At 51.0% G+C, this 21,474-nt stretch carries 17 protein-coding genes and 1 tRNA gene; 12 read left to right on the forward strand and 6 right to left on the reverse strand.

What is annotated here, in order from left to right:
• Positions 1-170: 170 nt before the first annotated feature.
• The 6 genes from HUU59_10665 to HUU59_10690 all read left to right on the forward strand — a co-directional run bounded on the left by HUU59_10665 (position 171) and on the right by HUU59_10690 (position 7,159).
• Positions 171-836, forward strand: coding sequence for a phosphatase PAP2 family protein (locus HUU59_10665; GenBank protein ID NUO19901.1), 666 nt, complete (start codon positions 171-173; stop codon positions 834-836).
• A 326-nt stretch (positions 837-1,162) separates the two neighbouring features.
• Positions 1,163-2,617 carry a hypothetical protein gene (locus HUU59_10670; GenBank protein NUO19902.1) on the forward strand — a complete coding sequence of 485 codons (1,455 nt, stop codon included), beginning with the start codon at positions 1,163-1,165 and terminating at the stop codon, positions 2,615-2,617.
• Between the two features lie 462 nt (positions 2,618-3,079).
• A complete protein-coding gene (locus HUU59_10675) occupies positions 3,080-3,730 on the forward strand; it encodes a hypothetical protein (protein NUO19903.1) in 651 nt (216 codons plus the stop codon).
• A 164-nt stretch (positions 3,731-3,894) separates the two neighbouring features.
• Entirely contained in the window at positions 3,895-5,751 is a 1,857-nt protein-coding gene (locus tag HUU59_10680; GenBank protein NUO19904.1) for a hypothetical protein, read from the forward strand.
• 95 nt (positions 5,752-5,846) lie between these two features.
• The gene (locus HUU59_10685) at positions 5,847-6,134 is read left to right on the forward strand and encodes a helix-turn-helix domain-containing protein (GenBank protein ID NUO19905.1); all 288 of its coding nucleotides are present in this window, start codon (positions 5,847-5,849) and stop codon (positions 6,132-6,134) included.
• Entirely contained in the window at positions 6,134-7,159 is a 1,026-nt protein-coding gene (locus HUU59_10690; protein ID NUO19906.1) for a tyrosine-type recombinase/integrase, read from the forward strand. The genes HUU59_10685 and HUU59_10690 overlap by 1 nt, the downstream gene beginning before the upstream one ends.
• Before the next feature lie 205 nt (positions 7,160-7,364).
• Here the strand turns inward: HUU59_10690 and HUU59_10695 are convergent.
• The 3 genes from HUU59_10695 to HUU59_10705 all read right to left on the reverse strand — a co-directional run bounded on the left by HUU59_10695 (position 7,365) and on the right by HUU59_10705 (position 8,993).
• A tRNA-Lys gene (locus tag HUU59_10695) sits at positions 7,365-7,437 on the reverse strand.
• Between the two features lie 75 nt (positions 7,438-7,512).
• On the reverse strand, positions 7,513-8,352 hold the full coding sequence (locus HUU59_10700) for a hypothetical protein (GenBank protein NUO19907.1): 840 nt from the start codon (positions 8,350-8,352) through the stop codon (positions 7,513-7,515).
• On the reverse strand, positions 8,349-8,993 hold the full coding sequence (locus HUU59_10705; GenBank protein ID NUO19908.1) for an ATP-binding cassette domain-containing protein: 645 nt from the start codon (positions 8,991-8,993) through the stop codon (positions 8,349-8,351). The genes HUU59_10700 and HUU59_10705 overlap by 4 nt, the downstream gene beginning before the upstream one ends.
• A gap of 197 nt (positions 8,994-9,190) precedes the next feature.
• Between HUU59_10705 and HUU59_10710 the strand changes: the two genes are divergently transcribed.
• Positions 9,191-11,185 carry a sodium-translocating pyrophosphatase gene (locus tag HUU59_10710; GenBank protein NUO19909.1) on the forward strand — a complete coding sequence of 665 codons (1,995 nt, stop codon included), beginning with the start codon at positions 9,191-9,193 and terminating at the stop codon, positions 11,183-11,185.
• 56 nt (positions 11,186-11,241) lie between these two features.
• Here HUU59_10710 and HUU59_10715 read toward each other — a convergent pair whose 3' ends face one another.
• From HUU59_10715 to HUU59_10725, 3 genes are read right to left on the reverse strand one after another with little or no spacing between them, the layout of a single operon-like run.
• Positions 11,242-12,048 (reverse strand): metal ABC transporter permease, encoded by an 807-nt coding sequence (locus tag HUU59_10715; protein NUO19910.1) that lies wholly within the window; start codon positions 12,046-12,048, stop codon positions 11,242-11,244.
• A complete protein-coding gene (locus tag HUU59_10720; protein ID NUO19911.1) occupies positions 12,038-12,814 on the reverse strand; it encodes a metal ABC transporter ATP-binding protein in 777 nt (258 codons plus the stop codon). The genes HUU59_10715 and HUU59_10720 overlap by 11 nt, the downstream gene beginning before the upstream one ends.
• A 2-nt stretch (positions 12,815-12,816) precedes the next feature.
• Entirely contained in the window at positions 12,817-13,716 is a 900-nt protein-coding gene (locus HUU59_10725; protein ID NUO19912.1) for a DMT family transporter, read from the reverse strand.
• 186 nt (positions 13,717-13,902) lie between these two features.
• Here HUU59_10725 and HUU59_10730 point away from each other — a divergent pair, with 186 nt between their 5' ends.
• The 5 genes from HUU59_10730 to HUU59_10750 all read left to right on the forward strand — a co-directional run bounded on the left by HUU59_10730 (position 13,903) and on the right by HUU59_10750 (position 20,741).
• A complete protein-coding gene (locus HUU59_10730; GenBank protein ID NUO19913.1) occupies positions 13,903-15,111 on the forward strand; it encodes a T9SS type A sorting domain-containing protein in 1,209 nt (402 codons plus the stop codon).
• Positions 15,112-15,177: 66 nt separating this feature from the next.
• Positions 15,178-15,504, forward strand: coding sequence for a hypothetical protein (locus HUU59_10735; GenBank protein NUO19914.1), 327 nt, complete (start codon positions 15,178-15,180; stop codon positions 15,502-15,504).
• A 3-nt stretch (positions 15,505-15,507) separates the two neighbouring features.
• Positions 15,508-16,728, forward strand: a complete 1,221-nt coding sequence (locus HUU59_10740) for a hypothetical protein (GenBank protein ID NUO19915.1) — start codon at positions 15,508-15,510, stop codon at positions 16,726-16,728.
• A gap of 10 nt (positions 16,729-16,738) precedes the next feature.
• Complete coding sequence (locus HUU59_10745; GenBank protein ID NUO19916.1) at positions 16,739-18,223, forward strand: OmpA family protein; 1,485 nt, start codon at positions 16,739-16,741, stop codon at positions 18,221-18,223.
• 4 nt (positions 18,224-18,227) lie between these two features.
• Entirely contained in the window at positions 18,228-20,741 is a 2,514-nt protein-coding gene (locus HUU59_10750) for a S49 family peptidase (GenBank protein NUO19917.1), read from the forward strand.
• Positions 20,742-21,474 lie beyond the last annotated feature (733 nt).

The raw sequence follows: 21,474 nt of genomic DNA on the forward strand, positions 1-21,474 counted from the left end.
GGTATTAATACTACAAGCGAGACTCCGAGCGAGCATGAGTATATGATTGGTTTTATTATCGGATTTAGCACAAGTGCTATTTAGATCGCCTTCTGCTAATATGTTCGTTTGTCGCTTGTACCCCTTGTGAATACACCGAAACTGGAAGTTTAGGTTGAGGATGCGCCTAAATGAAAGAACAGAATAAGTCCTTAGACAAATCACACCACACACAATTGCATTTTAAGACTGGGTGGATCATTGTCTATGTAGTTGTGCTACTACTTTTTCTTGGTGTTGGGGTATGTGCGTCATCCTTTGCTTCAGTAAACCTAATAACACCTGTCGATAAATCGATTCCACTTATACCCGAGTTTGTTTGGATCTACATTTCTTTCTACGGACTGCCGTTGTTTCCAATATTCCTAAGGACAGAAGACGTTAGTATTGTGGCGGGATCCATTTCGCTTGGATTGTGTTCAATAGTTGCCTTTGTTCTTTATATTGCAGTTCCAGTACACCTTGAGAGTACTTCATTGGGAAACTCGATATCCGAACAGGTACTTGCGATAATATACTCTTTAGATTTTCGCCCGAGCGCCAACAAATTGCCAAGCATGCATTCCCTTATAGCATGGACGGTTTTACTTATGTATTGGCAACGAAGAGAGTTAACCTTGTTTAATTCTCTACATTTGCTGTACACCATACTCGTTTCAGCTTCGACGCTCTTTGTAAAACAGCATCTCTTGGTAGATGTCATATCTGCTGTTTTCTTATCAATGGCTCTTTGGGTTCCTTCAAAGCTGATCGCTCAAGCGTATATCTCTAGCTTATCAATTAAAAGGACCGCATGACTAAGTACTTCTTGAGACATAAAAAATATATTGAAAGTAAGTGTGCTATCTACTTTTCTTTCGTTAGCGCATTTGGTACAGCAGTGTCAGGATAATTGCGGTGAAGATTAGGACTGCAAGTTCAGTCGGGCGGCCCGACTGAACTTGCGGGTTCGAGCCAAGTCGTTCCCCCCAATCTTGAAATTCCGATTCGAATCGTGGATATTGACCTGATTATCACCCGTTTTCCGCACGCTCTCGCTCCGACAAAAGACGTAAAATCGTCTCGTTGTTGAGCAGAATCGATCGCAGTTAAAGCAATTAGTATGTTTCATACTGTCTAAAGCATGACAATTGATCAAGACAAGAATAGGGCCAGGATTCGACGAGCTTACGATGCGACCCTGGCAAGAGTCGAATCTTTTATCGCCAAGCCTAACTCCGTGGAGCTTCATGTGCCCAGCGTATGGATTGACGAGAAGCTTGAAAAGTATGTAAATCTAGGGTTGATATCGTCCGAAAATAGAAAGTACCTTCGTCTCCGAATCGCCGTTGCGATGCAGCTTCAGGAGTTTGTAGGTTTGAATCCCAATGGAAGCTGGCCCGTGTCTTTCAACGAAGAAGTCAATGGACTTTTCAATGCTAAGTCTTTAAAGGAGTCTTTACAGCTGCTGCAAATCGTGAGCGCCTCCGACCTGATACTTCAAACAAGAGATTGCTTGAACGACCTACTTCGTAAATCGTCTTCCGGTGAAACAAATGAAGAATGGAGGCAAATGGCATCGCGGATTTCGGATCCCATTTATGCAAACAACTCAATCAATACAAAAACACTGCTGCATTTCTTCTTCGTGTACTTAATTTCTCGAATTCAGAGCGGCGACCTTTGGAAAGCAAGAGATCTCTTAATTGGACGTGTGGCCGACCTTGATAGACACCTTCGTGCGTATGTTCAGTGTAGTCCTATATTCGCATCAAATGTATGGCGAGGACTATCGCAAGCGCCTAATTCCGAAGCTACTAAGTTTGGACAAGTCTATTTCTACTATGGACAGAGCGCATCGGATCTGGCGGAAAGTGAACGGCTCTACGGTTTCTTTGGTGACGTGGCCGACGAACTCAAAGGAGAGCTGGCAAATGACTTCGCTGAAAGGCATTTCCTGGAATTTGGGCTTATTCCATCTGATGATTGTCAATTGCCAGAGCTGGAATTCGCTCAATCTCAACCTAGACCGCGCTTGGTATCCGTACCAATTGAGGTTCCTAGATTGCCAAGTCAGGATCGACTTCGTGAGTTTCTTCCAACGTTTAAGTATACTGGAACATTCTCGGCAGACTATTCTGAGTACTGGCAACTAATGAGCGATGAGAATCAAGGCGAGGCTGAGAAATTCATTGCCGACATAGCTGAACGATTTTTCTATCCTGATAATGACTCGCGGCGAACGCGACCTGTGGATTTCAATAGTCTAAACTTAAGTAAGGGAAAAGTTGACAAAGGAGAGGAAAGAAACTTGGCGAAGCTACTCGAGTTTACGTCGGATCGTATGATAAACTACCTAATTGGTCGAAGAATAATGCTGCGTCTCTCGCATTCTAGGACCGAACGAGAGCACTTGGCAAAAAGTCTTGGCTTTCTTGCGCGGGAGGATGGAAGCTCGATTAAAGGAGGAAAGACATTCTCTTCACATCAAGAGCGATGCGGTTTGAAGATGGACGATTGCAGAGACCCGTTCAGGGTTAAGTCGTCAGTCCATAACGTTGTTGGAGAATTGGAGTGGCTCAAGAAGTTCAGATCGTGAGCTGTCAAACACTTTGAATCATTAACTCCGAGGGAAGAGTTCAGATTTTTTGTCTGAGCTCTTTTTTTTGTCCTCGCGAGAGGCTTGAAAGAGGACCCAAGCAATAATCAAACGCTGGTTCCTCTGGCTACACAGACCACAGTAGCCAATGTATCCACATAAAAAACAGCACGGTACGGTTGACTCTTTCGCCACCATTGAGTTCATTTGTCCTGTTCACGGTCACTCACATTCCAAATCACATGCATCCGTATTTGGATTCGCACCGATTTGCAACGAGACGAGTGCGACCTCCAGTCAAGGCTGTTGGAGTAAAAAAGATGCCGACTGAAACTGGCCGTAGTTAGAGAAGAAAGAGCGATCATCGCACACCGCGGCAGACCTCGTAATCAAGCCATCACGCGATTCAACGTCGCAACCGACCTTACCGGAAACAGGAAGTTCATTCGGTTCAGACGGCTCTTGGCACTATCCGAAATGGACGCCTTTGCGATTCTGATCCGATTCTGGAACTACGTGGCCGGCAATCACGCGTTGCTTCCCGTGATTCGAATTGAGGACGCCGACATCATCGCGGATTTCTGCTGGTTTGCAGGGAAGCCGGACGAGCTCTTGATAGCACTGCAAGACGCGGGATTCGTCGCGCCGGATTACTCCGTCCATGATTGGTTCACGCACCAGCCGCTCGCTGAGAAAATTGCCAGAGACCGTGAATATTCGCGCGAAAAATCTTCTGCTTTTGGAATTTCTGCTCCGAAAAATGCAGCAAAGCAAAGAGAAGGTAAATCAACTACCAATCCCCCAACCTTCGCGCGGCCAAATGGCAGCATCGCAACTGGAAGCGAAATTATAGCGGAATTGATGTCTGGGTTTGGTGGGCCATTTGAAGAGTCGTCAGATGCCGCAGAGATTTGCTCTGAATTCTGTAATCGATACGGCTATCAAGATATGAAGCAGCGAGACGCTCTTACCAATCGGATCGCGACATGTGGGGGGCTCTATGGTCTGGACTGTGTTCGACGCATGATCGGCGAAATCCGAGAGGACAGCAGTGTCAGAGAACCGATCGCTGTTCTTCATCACAAATTGAATCAGGCGATTGGCAAGCGATAGACGCTGGGTTTGAATAGGCACTGAATTTAGGGTGTCAGACCGCTGCTGACGATATATAACGAACAGTACAGGTTATTGATATCTCGCCTCGTCGCCGCCGGAGTCGCAATCGAATTGCGGGAGTGGGTTTAACTCGACAGCATGAAAGTCAACTTTCAAGAAAAATGAAATCAAAAAAAGACAACCCTTTGATAAGGTTTGTAAATCAGGGGAAAGTGGATTTGGTAATCGCGCCTTCAATGGCGCTCATCGGACGATTCGGGATGCGGGGCCAAAGAGACCTTCTGGTGAACCAACATTTGGATGGCGTTCAACGGGTTGGTATTGTGCCTTCGATAGGCGTGACTGATACCAACTACCTTGTTGCCCAGGTTTTTCCAATCATAGGGGACCGCCCACAATCGTCATTGAAACGCGCGTTGCGCCTTGTCAATGCATTTCGTCAAGAACACGTGGTATTCAGCGCGTTGTCCAACGATTCAGACGAATGCACCCTCGCTACCACAACTTATGATATCCCAACTCATCTGGAGCGGAGCGCGCTTTTGAACGAAGATATGTTCCAAGTGTGGTTGCTTTTCGAGCGCGAGATTGACCTCGGGCGTAGTTGGCTGACGCTTCAAGCTCTTTTGTTAAGCATGGGACTTGATACCGGGGTACGAGTCCTTCCATATCCCCATTTTCGCACACAACAGCACATCGAAGATGTTGTATGGCTACCATATTTCAACGGAAAGTCTGAAATCATAGGTAGTCAAATACTTGGCGGAACGAAAAACGGATGCAGCGCTATGCTCGACACTTCAAACAAATCTCCAACTAGATTGGCTCAACTTCCTTCCGTTCTAGACGAGATTAGTGTTAAAGAATTTGGGCGACTTTTCGACATTGCGGAGCCATTTCTTGAAGTTGCTCGCGACTTCATCCCACGGTGGCCGAGCACGCCAGGTTCTCAATCGACACCACAATACAGCGTTGGCTCCAACATCTCGTTGGACTATTTCGACCCTGACCAAGGTCAAGTTGACAATCCTTCAGCACACAGTGTTGTTCCCCCAAGTTGGAGCAACAACGCTTCCACAGATTCCGAAGATTCTCGGCGAAAACCAAATTTGAGAGTCTGGCACGCAATCTACAATTCTGTCAGGAAAAGTCTTGCGCGCGCCGGTATTCTCTTCCTTGGAGACCCGTTGGCCGAGAGTATAGAGGCAGCCCGTCCGATACTACGTTCGCAAGTTCTGACGTTTTCTGAACAGCATCTGGGATACTGGCGGGACGCCGTCGAGGACATCCTTGGAGTTGAATCCCAATGGACGGAGAATCTAATTTGGGAAGAATTATGTAACTTAAATCTCAAATCAATTGCCCTAAAACCTATCCTAATGCGCGTCCGTGCTGCGAGGTTATCGGATCTTCGTGTTGCTTTGATTCTGATTCAATGGCTAGAAGCGAATGGTGGGGAGTTTTGGGCCGTTGAGGGTGGCTGCAAACTGCGATTCGAAGGAAACGATTATACGATTGCTTGCACCCCGTCGTTTTCTGCCTTGATATGGAGGCTAACGCAGGATACTGGTGAGCCGCTTCAACTGTCAAATGAGATTTCAAATGCTATGCAGAGCGAAGCGCTGGTTCGTGCAGGATTCCACAAAGTCGTAGTTGCGGGGAGATCGCAAGCAGAAGCCCACAGCAAGGACAACATCAGTGAGATCGCCATTATACGCGCTGTACGCGAACTGTTCAAATTCGCAATCTTCTCGGTTGAAGCTCCAGAAGCGGCCGGAATGAACTTCATCAAAGTTGAAACCAGCCCGGAGCAAGTTACGATATCAGGAACTGTCGACAATTTGTGTATCGTTCTTAACCGCATGTTGCCAAATACAATTGTATCCGCGCCGGCTTCGTTGGTCGCCTTGCTTCGGGAGGGGACTAAAGAACTAATGGGGATTGGTGTCACATGGGAAGAAATATCGATTGGTCGTGGAAAGCGCCGAGAGATTCGACTTAAACAGGCTAAGCCATGATAATCGTTCTACTTGGGGATCAATTAGCAGACTGGTTTCTTCCCGTGACCGTCATAGCCAAAATGGACCAACAATTCGGGTATAAGGCAGAGTAGGTGAAATCCGTAGGCGAAAAGCTGGACGATATCCTCGAAATTCTTCGAGAGTCTCGCGCTGATTCCAGTGGCGCCCCATGGCTCACGCCGGAGGAAGCGGCTGATCGTCTGCGGATTTCGCGCACCCGAATCTACCAATACATTCACGAAGGGAGCATTCCATTCCACCGATTGCCCGAGTCGAATCTGATTCGACTGAATGTGCGTGAACTCGATGAGTGGGTGCGCAATGGATCGCTACCGCCGAAACCAATCGAAAAGGAAACTATCAGGAGGATCTTGAAATAATGCCTGTCACGGTAAGATGGAAGGAAAGGAAGAAGGGGCGGACGTACTTTCTCGACATCGTTCATGACGGCCGAAGAAAGAGGGTGTCGCTCGGTGCGGTCAGCAGTCGCCAGGCTCGCGAAATTGCGGCAAAAACAGAACGGGAACTCCTGCTCCATGGCTGGCCTGATGCAAAAACTGGCAGCATGACCTTTTCGGATTTCATGTCACAGTACTTCGACTACTGCGTCGCCACAAAATCTAGCAGCACGGTGAAGACAGATCGATACGCTCTGCAGACTTTCGCGAAGTTCGTGGGCAATGTTCCCCTAGCCGAAATCACCACGGACAGAATCGAGGAGTTCAGGCTGCACCTGCTACGGAAGGTGACGCCGACGTCGACAAACGTTGTACTTCGACATTTGAAGTCAGCCATGTCTTGGGCTGCACAGCGAGGATTGACCTCCACGAGCCCAGCGGCAAAGGTCAAGTTGAACCGCGTGCCGCGAAACACGCACATGCGATTCCTCGACGATGGAGAAATTCAGCGTCTGCGGGATGCAATCGGAGATGACACGCAACTTCGGCGCGTTGTCGACCTTGCGTTGTGGACAGGTCTGCGGCGCAACGAGATCATAAACCTGCAATGGTCGGATGTCGATCTGAATCGCAAAGTGCTTATCGTCCGAAATAGGGAGGGATTTCGCACCAAGTCCGGCAAGTCACGTAGCATTCCCTTAAACGTTAGCCTGCTCCAAATGCTGACAGAGATGAAGGCCCTAGGCTGCCGGCCAGATGAGCGCGTCCTAACGGTAAACTACTGGACTCTAGGCCAGCATTTTCGTAGCGCGGCCCGACACGCCGGACTAAGCGGAATCACGTTGCACACGCTAAGGCACAGTTTCGCTTCGCACCTTATAATGGCGGGTGCCGATATTCGGTCGGTGCAGGAACTTCTGGGCCACCACGACATATCGGTCACGATGATCTACAGCCATCTAAGTAGGGACCACTTAACGGCAACCGTTGAGAAACTGACTTACTAGACAGGAGGCCAAAGTGGTCTCCTGTTCTTTTAGGTTAATGCAAGTCTGCCTAGCAGAGCGCGGTCCCCCGCCAAAAAAACGCGCCAGAAACGCGCCAGATTAGTTGATACTCGTTGTTAAAACCTGGACTTACGATTGAACATATGAACAAAGTCGCCAAATGAAAAAGCCCTGCAAAACAATGTTTTAGCAGGGCTTTAGCTTGTGCACCCACAGGGACTCGAACCCCGAACCAATTGATTAAGAGTCAACTGCTCTACCAATTGAGCTATGGGTGCTAACAAGGCCCAGAAGGTACAAAATCCGTTGTCGAATGTCAAGCTAAGATTTGCAAATCAAGGCCTGATTTGCACTCACGAGTATCTCGCCAGGCGCGGTACCCAAACTCCTGCCGTAAGAGCCAGAAGTATCGCCCCCAGCACACAACCCAGTACCCAGTTTGAGGGCAGTGTCACCTGAGTGAGCAACAGCCATTCCGTTAGTCGTCGCCCAAAGTAGAGTACCGCAACGGACATCAACCCTCCACACAACCCAATGAACGCTGCCAGAACGATTCGCATGATGAACAGAGAACGGAGTTCGAGCCCGTACAGAAGCAATAGTTGCCAAACTGGCGATCTGAACCTGAAAATAGCGCGTAAAGAGAGCCCAGCCAGTACCCAGCAAGCCAAAGCGAACGTGCCTGCCGTAACAGCGAATTTTCCCCGCAACGCCGCAAGCAGGCTATCAAACTTCTCCCACAGCGACCGCGGGTATATGACCTGCAGCACCCCTGGCCAGCCTGATACTTCTTCAGTGAAGCTCTGAAGTGCGTCAGGAGACGGATTGCGCAATCTAACTCGAAAGATGGGAGGGAATGGGTTTTCCGTCAAGACATCTCGCAGTGACTCACCAAGTTCTCGCTCAACTTCGTCCAACACCTCACGTGCCGAAAGTGTTTGCACAGTCAGTACATCGGGCCTCAGTTTCAATTCATGTTCATAAACTTGCCGTGTCGAGTCGCTATAGTCAGAAAGTTCGATTTCAACGGCCAGCTCTTGAATAAAGGCGTTGCGCAAAGAGTCGACTACTTCCACTGAAGCGTAGAGTCCGTAAAGGAAAGTCGTCGCACAGGCGAGAAGGGATATGGTCAGAAATGAAAGCGTTGGTCGCGCAAAAAGTGTTGTCCAGACGACCCTGATCACCAGCCTCATTGAACCAACCTGCCATCTTTGATGTGCAACCGTTTTGCTTTGCAGGCAAGCAACGTCGGACGGTGTGTCGTAAGAAGCACAGCCGTGCCGCGAGCATGCGCAAATGAGAGCAGAGATTCTACAAGCTCGACAGAGTCCGTGTCGAGGTGGGCAAAAGGTTCATCGGCAAGAAGAAGCAATGGCTGGTGGATTAACGCTCGAGCGATTTGCAGCCTTGCCTGTTCACCTCCGGAAAGTTCGCTTGGCCGGCGCATGGCGGCACCCGCTAAACCTGCCTCAAGGAGGGCCTTTGTTCCTCGCGCTCGGCATTCCGTTGACGCCACACCAGCTATCCTGAGCGGTAGCGCCACATTGTCGAGCACACTCTCCTCATCCATGAAGAGCGGGTGCTGAGTGACGATACCCAATTGCCTCCGCAACGGCGGTATTCTGCGGGCGGGAAGCGGCCGCAGGGAAATCGAAGCCACTTCGGCATAACCGGAAGCCAGCGGCAATGCGCCGCTCAAAGTGCGAATGAGCGAGGTCTTTCCGCTTCCAGTTGGCCCTTCAACAATCAAAAGGTCTCCCTGATAGACCAAGAGATCGAGGGCAGACAGAACCGTTTTAACCCCGGCAACAATAGCGCAGTTTTGTAGCAGCACGATTGGCTTCTTCTCTGTCCTCACGGCCTGGCCTTGTCCTTGGATTCACAATGTTCCACAAGTATAAGACAATAAGAATCAAACATCAAGACCTGCAATTGTCTTTTGTCATCAAAAACTGCTTGCGCTGCGACACCGAAATTGAGTATATTCATATCCATAAATGGATTTTTGAGCAATAAAAATAGGAGCAAATCTTGAATCCAGGAATCGTTTCGTTGGTCGCCGGAATCGCCGGACTCTTGCTCGCTTTCTTAATCTACGGCATGGTGAACCGCCAGAACCCCGGCACGGAGCACATGCAGAGGTTGGCCGAGAAGATTCACAAAGGCGCGATGGTGTTTTTGAAGGCAGAGTATAAGATTCTGATTCTCTTTGTGGTGATCATTGCGATACTTCTGTTTGTGTTCCATCCTGATCATGAGACCGCATACGCGTTTGTCGTAGGTGCGGCTTGTTCCATGTTGGCCGGCTACATCGGCATGAACGCGGCCACCATTGCCAATGTTCGTACCACATGGGCTGCCAAGGAAAAGGGACAGGGTCCGGCTCTGATTACTGCCTTCTCCGGTGGTGCGGTTATGGGTCTGGCAGTTGCCTCACTAGGACTCATTGGGTTGGGAGGCTTGTATTATGCGCTTGACACCAGTCCTAACGTAAACGTCCAGGACGCTTTGGTTGGTATGTCCATGGGAGCTTCCTCAATTGCGCTCTTTGCCCGTGTTGGCGGAGGCATTTTCACTAAGGCAGCAGACGTGGGAGCAGACCTGGTCGGGAAAATGGAATACAATCTGAATGAAGATGATCCTCGTAACCCAGCGGTTATCGCGGACAATGTTGGCGATAATGTCGGCGACACGGCCGGAATGGGAGCGGACTTGTTCGAAAGCTACGTCGGTTCCATCGTTGCGGCAATTGCCATCGCGGGAACAGGTGCCGCGTATGCAGCTCAGAAGTTGGCGTACATGAGCTATCCGATGTATCTTGCTGTGGCCGGGCTCATCGCTTCCTCAATTGGCATATTTGCCGTTCGGCTTTTTCAAAAAGGTGACCCGGCCAAGGCGCTATCGTCTGGAACACTAATTTCCGGAATTCTGTTCTGGGTAATGGGCTACTTCGTGACAACTTCTCTAAAGCTTGAATTGGGCGTCTTTTGGGCAATGGTCTCAGGTTCGATCGTTGGTGGGTTGATAGGCAGAATAACGGAATACTATACATCGAGCAAACCTGTTCACAACATTGCCAAGGCCTCAACGACGGGTTCAGCGACCACAATCATCACGGGCGTGGCTGTAGGTCTCGAATCAGTCGCCATCCCGATTATATTGATAGGCGGATCCATCTGGATCAGTTATTACTTCGCAGATCTCTACGGAATCGCAATTGCCGGTATGGGCATGCTTGCCACCGTAGGGATTGTCATGGCTGTAGATGCTTACGGCCCAATTGCGGACAATGCCGGAGGAATTTCGGAACAAGCCCACCTTGGGCCGGAAGTGCGCAAGATTACGGATAAGCTGGATAGCCTGGGCAACACCACGGCTGCAATCGGCAAGGGCTTTGCAATTGGTTCAGCCGCATTGGCCGCATTGGCATTGTTCTCCGCTTACACGACGGCCGTCGGCATTGATTCCATAAATCTTGTCAGCGCGAATGTAGTGATTGGTCTGTTGCTGGGTGGAATGATGGCATTTTGGATTGGAGCATTGACGATGACAGCTGTTGGCCGCGCAGCAAGTGCAATGGTTAACGAAGTCCGGCGTCAATTCACGGAAATCAAAGGACTATTGGAAGGCAAGCCGGGTGTGGAGCCGGACATTGAACGATGCGTGGAAATCTCGACCAAGGGAGCTCTCCGCGAAATGATTTTGCCGGGTGTATCGGCCGTTATCGCGCCGATATTGATTGGATTTACTTTAGGTCCGGAAGCCCTGGGCGGATTTCTTGCCGGTGCAACGTTGTCTGGCGTCTTATTGGCGCTGTTTATGGCGAATGCAGGCGGCGCGTGGGACAATGCCAAAAAGTACATCGAGTCCGGAGCTCACGGAGGCAAGGGTTCAGATGCTCACAAAGCCGCCGTAGTGGGAGACACCGTTGGCGATCCGTTTAAGGATACGACCGGTCCGTCCATGAACATCTTGATCAAGCTTATGGCCATAGTGGCGCTGGTACTCGCACCACTGCTGAAATAGGCAACCTCTTACAAAGCTTGTAAAGTGATGCGGGCGGCCATTGGCCGCCCGCTCTGTTATTGTCGTTTGCCGGCGAAGAGTCGTGCGACAAGAAAGATTCCAAACAGGAGCAGAACGATTATAGGCCCCGGCAGCAGGCCGTAAGTAACCGCGACGAGTGATCCGGCAAGAGCGGCGAGCGCACCCATCACGATTGAAATCACCACAACACGTGAAGCGGATTGAGTAATCAGTCCAGCAGTCACGGACGGTATAATTATCAAAGCTCCAACCAGCAACACACCAGCAATTTTCATTGCCAGCGCAATAGTCACTGCAAGTATGCTCAGACTCATCAGATGGATGGCCGTTACAGGTAAACCGGCTGTGCGTGCGCCTTCAGGATCAAATAGAAACAGTAGCAGTTGACGCCAGTACACGGACAATAGGGTAATAACAGCGACGCAAAGTGCGGCAAGAAAGTATGCATCACCGACATGAACCTGTGTGAGTGAGCCGACCAGAAATTCCTCGAGATGACCTCCGCCGCAGTCGTCTGCGTGAACATGATCGTGTACGCTTGACAAAAGCAAACCGGTTGCCACAGCGGCAGAAAGCATGATTCCGATCGCGCTGTCCGATGAGATATCATCGCGTTTCGGCAGCAGGCCGACACCGAGGCTGAAGGCCAATGCGGATAGAAGAGCGACAGGAAATACCGGCCAATGCAGGAAAAGCGCCAGTCCAACACCGGCAATCATGCCGTGCGATGCTCCGTGACCCATGAATGCCATCCGTCGGTGCACAACAAGGAACGACTGGGCTCCGCAGGCTATGCCAAGCAGACTGGCTGTTAATAATGTGAGTATGATCTCAGTGCTCATGGTGTCCTACCACGCGATGCGGAAGCGTTCGGTCATGGAAAACCAGTTCTGCCGGGCAGCCGTAAGTCTTCTCGAGAGCAGCACCGGAAAGCTTCTCCGGCTGATCATGGAAGTGCAAATTGACATTTAAGCACGCGAGCAGGTCACAAACCGGGGAAATAGCTCCTATGTCGTGTGAAACAAGGACTACGGTGAGGTTCCGCTCGTCCCGCCATTGAGTGAGCCATTGATTGAGTTGGTCCTGACCACGTGCATCCACGCCGACGGTAGGTTCATCAAGCAGCAACAATTCCGGTTCGTGGACAAGTGCGCGGGCAATGAGTATTCGCTGTTTCTGGCCGCCGGATAAGGTCCACCATGTCTTGTCTGCGTGTTCTGACATACCGACGCGCAGCAGTGCGGCCTCTGTTAATTCATGTTGCTTTGTCACGGAGTGGCTTGGCAGTCCTCGAGCTAGCAATCCCATAGCTACCACCTGCCGGGCACTTACCGGGAATCGCGCGGTAAATTCCCGCTGTTGAGGAACGTGGCCGACTTTGCTTCGCCACCTTGCTCCAGTGCCAGGGTCTTCTCCGAATATCCGCACCTCTCCCTGCTGGGGAACTTCCAGCCCGAGGAGCAATTTGAGGAGCGTGGATTTTCCTCCTCCATTCGGACCGATGAGACCAACGAATGCTCCGCGTTCAACGTCCATGGAGATATTCTCCAAGGCAAGTGTCGAACCGTAGCGAAATGTGACGTTCTTTAGTGAGATAACTTCGTTCATAATTAATCGCGGGATGGCTCGACGATAGCGGCAGTACGGGGTTCGAGTACAATAATTAAGATACACATGACAATGAGTCCCGCGCCGAGCAAAGTCCAGCCTGCCGGGACTTCTCCAAATGCCGCCCAACCAAGGAGAGTTGCGCCAACCGGTTCGCCCAGAATTGAGGCGGAGACGACAAACGCGGGCAAGTAGCCGACTGCGAAGTTCAGCAAAGTATGTCCGATGAGAGTCGGGACCAGCGCAAGCATCAGTAAGGCAAACCAGCTGTTGGTAGAGAATCCTGCCAACGAGACGTCCGCAAAGGACGCCAGAATTGCTTGAAAGATCGACCCAGACATATGTAACACCAGCATGAACGGAACTAGAGGGGTGGTCTGGCGAAATCGCCGGGCAAAAAGGACAAATATCGCGGCTAAAACAGATGCCGCAAGGGCGAGGATGTTACCCCAAAGTGCCGTTTCACTGCTCCCTCCACCGAAAGTAATGGCGGCCATGCCGAGAATCGCGCCAACAATTGCCAGGATGCTCCTTAGACTTACAACTTCCTTGAGGAATATGTATCCAAGGATTGCTGTAAAAATGGGTTGAGTGCATGTCAGAAACGTTGACGCCGCGATAGACGTATAACTAAGGCTGGTAATGAAGCAGACCTGATGAAGTGCAATAATCATTGATGCACTGGCTATCATCCAGAGCTTTCCCGGCCACATTTCGCGCAGGGCGGCTCGAACTGTCGGCCAAAACAGCGCAAAGAGAAACAAAATCGCGCAAAAGCCCCCTCGCCAGAACGCCGCCGCCAAGGGAGGAACATCTGCAAAGCGAATGAAAATGGCAGCGGTTGATACCGCCAGAATGGCAGGTAGTAGTGCCGCCTTGGCGCGGCTTGTCAGATTTGGCAAGAAATCTCGGGAATTGGCAAATTGGGCCTGTCACGGTGCTTGCATTTGATCACCTTTCGACCATCAGCCCGTAAGTTGTTAAAATATACAAAATCGGGCTGAGATTCACAATCGGCGCATCCTTGGGTGGTGGGCCAGTTGGGCTTGCAAGAGGTTGTATTATTTGATATTTTGAGGATTATGACCATGAAAACCGCGATTATTATATCCGCAGTCTTGCTCTTATCGAGTGGCGCGGTGCATTCGCAATACTTGACTGTCCGCGGAAGTGTTCCCATGACGCCGCGGCAAGACGTTGCAGTAGCAGGGACCAATGCCTTTGCGGTGGGCGCAAATTCGGTGGCGGTGGTATCCTTCGAAAATTCTCAGCTTCCTGAGATTGTAGGACAGGTAGCTCCAGGCGTCGGGACGATATCCGCGATAGCCGTACGGGGCGATTACGCATATTGCGCAGGCCAGAGCAGTGGCATTGTGGTCATTGACATTTCCGATTTCGAGGCCCCGGACTGGGTGAGAAATGTCCAGGCGGCGGCTCCCATAGTTGACGTAGCCGTCGGTGACACGTTCTTGGCCGCGGCAACGACCCTGAACATCACGCTTTTTGGTCTGAGTGACCCGGACCAACCGCACTTGCTGGCAACCTATGGTCGTGCCGCCAATCAACTTGCCATTGACGCTTCGGCGAGACGGATTCACTGTGCCGGTACCACCGGAGCTTTTGTTGTCAGCTGGACAGTGAACCAGGGTACGGTGACAATCAGTGCCTTCGACGAATTCGGCTCGAATGAGTACGAGAGTGTTTCATTGGGAGGGACCTACGCCAATTTCGGGCAGGGACTTCAATTCAGCGCACTGAATCGCACTACATACTCGTTGGCAGGTCAATACGGCGCATCGGGACAGATTAACACGATCTCCTCCGGCTCCAATTATTCGATTATTGGCACGGCTTCAGGTTCAATAGAATATCTCCGCCAGAATAGCGCAACACCGCAGTTTGCATCAGGTGCACAGGTATCGGGAAGTGTGAACGGGCTTGCAATTAGCTCCAATGAGCAATTCGTACTTGCGGCAACCTCATCCGGCTTAACGTTGCTTGTCAACTCACCTCTCGGTGTAGAGGACCGCCCGGTTGTTCCATCGAATTACAAGCTCACTGCATACCCAAATCCGTTTAATGCAGCAACGACAATTAGCTGGTCAAGCGAATTGCATCACGATGCGAATCTAGTAGTATATGATTTGCTTGGTCGCGAAGTGAGGTCCGTGCCCGTTTTACCGGGAGCAACCGGGATGGCGCTGGATTTCTCGGCCTTTTCGGCAGGAACCTACTGGGTGAAATTGCAGTCACACGTGCAGACGACAGAGCCTTTGAAGGTGCTTTACCTGCCTTGAACCGACCTTCCGCGGTCGAATTGCTCGCCGCTTGCCTGATTGTTCCCACACAAACTTTCCGCGCAAATGAACTTTTTACAACTTGTAGTTGAGGCTTTGCTCTATTATCTGGCCTGCTCGCTTTTGGCCAAGAAAGAGGAAGCTCCCGGATTTCTTCGTGTCTTATTTGTCGTCCTCTTGCTGGCCTTTGTATCCGGTGGAGTAAATGCGGTCCTGCCTGGTTTCTGGATTTCGAGTGCTGTCATCGCAATCGTAAATTTCTTCATTCTGTGGCTGGGTTTGGGAATTGGTCTGTTCCGGACGATTCTTGCTCTTATTGCCGTGATGCTCCTGCGCTCACTCTTACAGTACTACTTCGGACCGACCGGCCAGGGACCGGCCTTATTCACCTGATACATGCACATCATTGTCCTCATTATTTTAACCGGATTGACATCTGTAGCTGCGGAACTGTCACGTCAGGATTTTCTGATGTCGTTTCCGGAAATCGCGTACGATGACAGGAAAGTCGTGTTTTCCAACGAGCAGTGGTCAGCGGTGTTTGCCTCGGGTGTTAGCACGATGTTCACGATGCCGCGTGATTCGCTGGATATGGCTGCCTCACAAGAAGGGCGTGGCTGCCGGGTGGTAGTTGGCAACGCAACATACGTCTGCAATCCAATTCGCGGCAATTCAATCATAAAGCAAGACGCTTATGGCAACACGGATTTGACCATCACGCCGCCGAATGCACAGGCAATGACGGCATTGGCAGATGCATGGTCAGTAGTCACGGTGTCACGTGCCGAGGTCACGGAAGAAATCGGTCCGCTCTGCGCGGGACAGGACAAAGTTTGGTTTGGTCTGGTTGCGTTTTATCAGTCGGGGAAAATGCCTATTTCGGGACTTGGGTGGTTTGACACGAACACCGGGCAATTCGGGCGTGTGTATGCGTCTGCACTGCGCGACTTAACTCCGCGCTGGGTCGGAGTTCGTGATGACACAGTTTGGGTGTATTGTGGCGCGACTGGAGCCCAGGTGGGAGGACAACTCATCAGTTATTCGACCAAAGACGGTGGGCTGGGGCAGTTAAATCTTGCAGCGGCGCGTATCCCCGGAGACACGCTGCTCAATGCCGGGATGTGGCGGGATTTCCTGCTGCTGGCCACTGAGGACGCAGTAAGCATTTGGCCGCAAGGAGACATGCCTTGGGTATGGCAAACGGATGCCTACGCTTCCCGAGAGAATACTTGGCTAAAGTTCGTGACGTTTGACATCAAGAATGGTATTAAGAACATCGGGGATGACTTCTTTCCTCTTCCCATGAATTCGCCTGCCATGGCCTTTGCAAAGGTGGGAGACTGGCTGGAACTGTATGCTCCTCAAGGGGTGGAGGCAACCATGCCTACAGAAAAATGGAAGAAGATAAAAGAGATTGCTACAACTGATGATTGGGGATGCGGCGATTCGCTCTGCTTTGCACGGGTCAAAGTCAGTGTAACGGGCGCGAACAAAGAAATGGATTTGTTAGACACGCCAATTGTATTATTGCAGGAAGGCGAGACCATTACCAAAATAGGAATTCGTGCGGGCTGGGTACCCGCCTATCAAGTTGTTCCGGTCTTAATGAAGAAGTAATTCAGTTCACATGAAAAAGCTGCTGCTGCATTTGCTCGTATTCGCTCTTCTATTGCCAACCAGTGCCCATGCCCAACCGGCCGTGTCCCTTGAAGACTTGCTGTCGGAAGCTGAAGCGGTGCTTTTGGACGCGAAGACCGCAGAACTTCATATAATCTTTCCGCGAAAAATGTCACGAGCGGAAGATAATATTCGGGAAGCCAAGGGACAGATGGGCAAGGCGGGAAGCGATGCAATTGTTCGTTTGAATTTAGAGAGTGCTTTGGAATCGATTGAAACGGCGCAAGGTCAAGCGGAACAAGTGCGGACGAAGTTGAAGACAGTTCTTGACGCGAGAAGGGCTGCGCAAGCTGCTGGCGCCGGAGACAGCAATCTTCCGACGTGGCAAAAAGCTGAGCGCGCGCTCAATGACATGGCAGCGAAACTGGAGAGCGGGGACGAATCGCAGCTTGGGGGACTGCAGGAGCCACTCGCTCAGCAATTCTGGGCGGCACGCCGGGAGGCGATGCGTGACGGGTTACTTGCTGAGTCAAAGAACGATATAAGCAATGCGGAGAAGTCCGGCGCAGATCAGCTTTTCCCGACGCTCATGGCGAGGGCTCGCCAAGCGATGTCGCGAGCAGAGGCACAATTAGCGCAGGAGAATATCGAGGAGTGCAGGTTGTCAGCCGCTGAGGCGTCGCGTATAGCCCGTCATGCTAAAGGGCAATCGGATTTTACAGCGCGAGCAAAGACAGCGCGAGCGCCGGAGGAAGCGTTATTACTTCCCTACGATGATTTCCTGCTTGCCATGGCAAAAGTCTGGGGCGACTCGATTTCCTTCGACGCGGGCGGTGATTCGGCTGTAATGAGTGCAAGAGTTATGCTCGACGCACGACTGAAGCGCGACGAGATTGTCAGAGATTCGCTGGCCGACGTCTTAAGAGTCTCCCATGAAAGCATGGAGCGGGCATTGACGGAGATGCAGACAAGTCTTGCGGACCAGCAGAATCGGATGGCGGAATGCGAGCAGAGGATTTTGGATATTCAGGCCGAGCGTGACCTTGCCGTGACACGGCTTCGGAGGCAGGAGCTTACTGCGCAACGTGCACAGTTGGCACAAACCGCGTTTGACCCGGGCGACGCGGTTGTTTACCAAACGATGGATGGGAACATCGTGATTCACCTCTATGGTTTGAAGTTCGCAAGCGGCCAGGCGACCGTTGACAAAAACGGGAAGGCCGTTATAAGAAAAGCTGCCGAAGCAATTGCGGTGTTTCCTGATGTGAATGTGGTCGTGGAGGGACACACAGACGACGAAGGATCAGAGGACTCGAATCAAGAGCTTTCGGAACGGCGTGCGGCGGCGGTAGGTGCCGCCCTTGAAATGGAACTGAAGTCAAAAGCAAAGATTGAAACGGTCGGGAAAGGCGAGATCTCTCCAATTGCCACAAACGAAACTGCGCGCGGGCGTGCTCTTAACCGCCGTATTGATCTTGTTCTTACCTTGAAGTAGATTCATGACAAAACATATTGTATTTTTTTTAATCTTATCAAGTGCGGCATTAGGAGCGGGGAATTCGCCGCAGCTGCTTGATTATGGCAACGGAATCCTGCAGACAGTTGGTACAGCAGGGAGCTATATGGGCGCTCTCGGATCCTACTGGAATCCGGCGGGATGGGCCACAATGTCAAGACACGAAGCGGTGTTCACGTGGAATGATCGTAATGAAGCCAGGAAGCGGATAGACAACTGGAGCATCCTTGCGGGCGGGCACGGAGTGGGCGCGTCGTTCCGTCGTGCTCTGATTCCCAGCGGCGCTGAATTCAAGAGATTGGATGACTATCAGGTCGCTCTAGCAGGCGGGAGTCGATCGGAATACTGGGGTGCATCGTATGGCTGGTCCAAAGGACTTGGCGCCGGAGACATACATCAACATCGTTTGACGGTCGGCAGCATTATGCGGCCGAACAAGTATTCGTCATTTGGCTTGACCGGAACACTGGGGCTTAGAAATGGGCGCGCCCAATGGCAAGGCGATGTAGGACTGCGTCCCATTAATGGTTCTCACAGGTTGACATTGTTTGGTGATATAGCGGCACACGACAGGGACAACGCGCGCACGCTGCAATGGGGTGCCGGTGTGGAGGTTCTTCCGCTTGAAGGGATTCGAGTCGCGGGCAAGATATCGAAAGTTTCCGCAAATGAGCCGGCCCCAATGTTCACATTGGGAATTGGATTTTCCCTAGACGCGACCTCCCTGCATATCGCTCCGCACTTCGACAAGGACTCGGAACGACAGTTTACGAGTTATGCCTTACGGCTTGGCAGAGTTGAACCAAGTCTTGGAATGAGTGAACTGATTGAGAAGGATCAGCGCGTTCTCGCTCTGGGAATGCGCGGCCTGCTGACATATCAGAAGGCGCAATGGTTCGAGCACGACCGGCATACCTTGACCGAGTTGAACCGGCTAATTGATGACGCCAAGGCGGACGGTTCAATTGGCGGGATCGCGATGAACCTGTCAGGCTTCAGAGCATCGATGGCCATGACATGGGAGCTTTGTGAGAAATTGCGGGACTTTCGCAGCTCGGGCAAGAAAGTGTACATGTACGCTGACCGTCCGGGGATGGCATTGACGTACCTAATGGCTCAGGCGGATTATGTGTGGATGGATCCAATAGGTGAGATGCAATTGTTCGGCTGGGTGATGGGGAGAACATATCACAAGGGATTCTTGGAAAAGCTTGGGCTTGGCGTTGAGGAATGGCGTTACTTTGAATACAAATCGGCATTTGAGACTCTCGCACGTGTTGATATGTCGCAAAAAGACAAGGAGCAGAGACTTGAGCTGCTGCATGCATTTCACGACGAGTGGAAAAGAGCTATTTCTGCCGGCCGGGGCATGTCGTCCGACTCCATAGACCTTGCGCTCGACTCCTTGGGCTTCATTTCTGCACATGAAGCAGAGCGGTTTGGATTTGTGGATACGCTTGGCCGCTGGGACGACGCGGAAAAGTTGATTGAATTTGCACGGGGGTCCAGCGCGAAATTCGTTGAACGCCATGACCTCGCAGATGAGAAGTCAAGCGATCCGTATTGGGGGGAATACCCTGCAATTGCAGTGGTTTATGCCCTTGGCGAATGTGCAATGGATACGGGAATTCGCGGTCGCTACACGAGTCGATTGCTAAAGAAGCTGGCCGAGGATGATGAGGTGGAGGCAGTGGTATTACGTGTGGATTCACCGGGCGGTGACGGCTTGGCTTCAGATTGGGTCGCAGATGGCATGCGCGAAGTCTCAAAACAGAAACCGATGGTCGTGTCGCAAGGGCGATTAGCGGCCTCAGGCGGATACTGGCTGAGTTCACCGGCTGACAGAGTGTTTACGTCTCCGTTTACAATCACAGGTTCAATCGGAGTGATTGCAGGGTGGGTGTGGAATGAAGGTTTAACAGACAAGACCGGATTGACTTTTGACAAGGTGCAAGTCGGCAGACATGCAGACGTGGGGTCGGGAGTTGTGATACCTCTTATTGATGTCGAAGTGCCGGATAGAAACGTCACCGACGAAGAGCGGGCGCGCGTAGAGAAATTCATTCGCAATCATTATGATGACTTTGTCGGCCGTGTCGCTGAGGATCGGGAAATGCCGAGGGAAGAAACCGAGAAGATTGCACAAGGCCGAGTCTGGGCGGGAGAAGCGGCAGTAGAAAAGAAATTAGCGGATGAAATTGGTGGACTTGAGAGATCGGTTCAATATGCGGCCGAAAAGTCTGGTATTCGTAAGGGTGGAAAATATCGAATCGTTGAATATCCCAAGCCGGGTTTGATCAACTTTGGCAGACTCATTGGCCAGCCCTCGCCAGTTTCTGTGCTCGCATATTGGTTTGGGATTGGTCGTACGGTTGAGGCGGACGACGTCAGAGGCGATGAATCGCGCGACTATTCATTAGACGTATTGCGGTACTATGCAAAGTTCAGGGGAACGCCTTTGTATATGCTGCCACCCGAAGACATGCTCGTCGAGTAGTCAGAGATAGAATACACGCATTTACAGAAATTGAGCGGGCTCAGGAAAACCTGAGCCCGCTTTTCACGAAATAAGTTGTATTGCGGTTAAGGGCAGCCCCTTAACCACGTGCCCTGCCTGAAATGGTATCTATTCGATGTTCCTCCAGGTTTTGGGGTTCGGCACATTAAAATGCCGTTTCTACTGATTTCGAACCTCGCATGGCCAACTAACTGACTTTGACATCCGGCAACAGCGTTTCAGCCGTACTACATGCTTGTAACAAGTGTCAAGCAAGACGTTTCACATTTAATGCCTGGTTTACATCAGTAATTCGTCCAGCCAGCGATGCGAGCACCCTTAAGGCAAGTAAGAATTTGAGAGCTTACTCCTCTTTAATTTCGAGATGTAAGTCGCTGCCTGAGATCACTGTCCAGGAACCATCTGCGACTCAGTTAATTATCGTCACGAAAAGGCCAAAAGTCAAGTGACAAACTCACACAGCAGGATGTTGCATGACGGAGCTAGACAAGTATTGAGTGACGCATATAAACAAAGCGGACAATAATTGTGTGTGAAGAGCGTGTAGTGGTAGGAATAGGAAACGTCCTTTAAATGGTGACAATTCCCGAACATGGAGAACGTACTCTTGGTGCACAGTTGTAATGCCCAAGTTGCCGTTATCATTATAATAGTAAGCCTGCTGCATGACTTACGCAGAGATGCAGTGAAGAGAAATCCCGCAACGCTTAGA

Source organism: bacterium, from assembly GCA_013360195.1.
GTDB lineage: Bacteria > Electryoneota > RPQS01 > RPQS01 > RPQS01 > JABWCQ01.

What these genes read in the sequence shown, in the direction of transcription:
- HUU59_10665 (NUO19901.1), top strand. Translation starts at nt 171, where the DNA reads ATGAAAGAACAGAATAAGTCCTTAGACAAATCACACCACACACAATTG.
- HUU59_10670 (NUO19902.1), top strand. Translation starts at nt 1,163, where the DNA reads ATGACAATTGATCAAGACAAGAATAGGGCCAGGATTCGACGAGCTTAC.
- HUU59_10680 (NUO19904.1), top strand. Translation starts at nt 3,895, where the DNA reads ATGAAATCAAAAAAAGACAACCCTTTGATAAGGTTTGTAAATCAGGGG.
- HUU59_10690 (NUO19906.1), top strand. Translation starts at nt 6,134, where the DNA reads ATGCCTGTCACGGTAAGATGGAAGGAAAGGAAGAAGGGGCGGACGTAC.
- HUU59_10700 (NUO19907.1), bottom strand. Translation starts at nt 8,352, where the DNA reads ATGAGGCTGGTGATCAGGGTCGTCTGGACAACACTTTTTGCGCGACCA.
- HUU59_10715 (NUO19910.1), bottom strand. Translation starts at nt 12,048, where the DNA reads ATGAGCACTGAGATCATACTCACATTATTAACAGCCAGTCTGCTTGGC.
- HUU59_10720 (NUO19911.1), bottom strand. Translation starts at nt 12,814, where the DNA reads ATGAACGAAGTTATCTCACTAAAGAACGTCACATTTCGCTACGGTTCG.
- HUU59_10730 (NUO19913.1), top strand. Translation starts at nt 13,903, where the DNA reads ATGAAAACCGCGATTATTATATCCGCAGTCTTGCTCTTATCGAGTGGC.
- HUU59_10735 (NUO19914.1), top strand. Translation starts at nt 15,178, where the DNA reads ATGAACTTTTTACAACTTGTAGTTGAGGCTTTGCTCTATTATCTGGCC.
- HUU59_10740 (NUO19915.1), top strand. Translation starts at nt 15,508, where the DNA reads ATGCACATCATTGTCCTCATTATTTTAACCGGATTGACATCTGTAGCT.
- HUU59_10745 (NUO19916.1), top strand. Translation starts at nt 16,739, where the DNA reads ATGAAAAAGCTGCTGCTGCATTTGCTCGTATTCGCTCTTCTATTGCCA.
- HUU59_10750 (NUO19917.1), top strand. Translation starts at nt 18,228, where the DNA reads ATGACAAAACATATTGTATTTTTTTTAATCTTATCAAGTGCGGCATTA.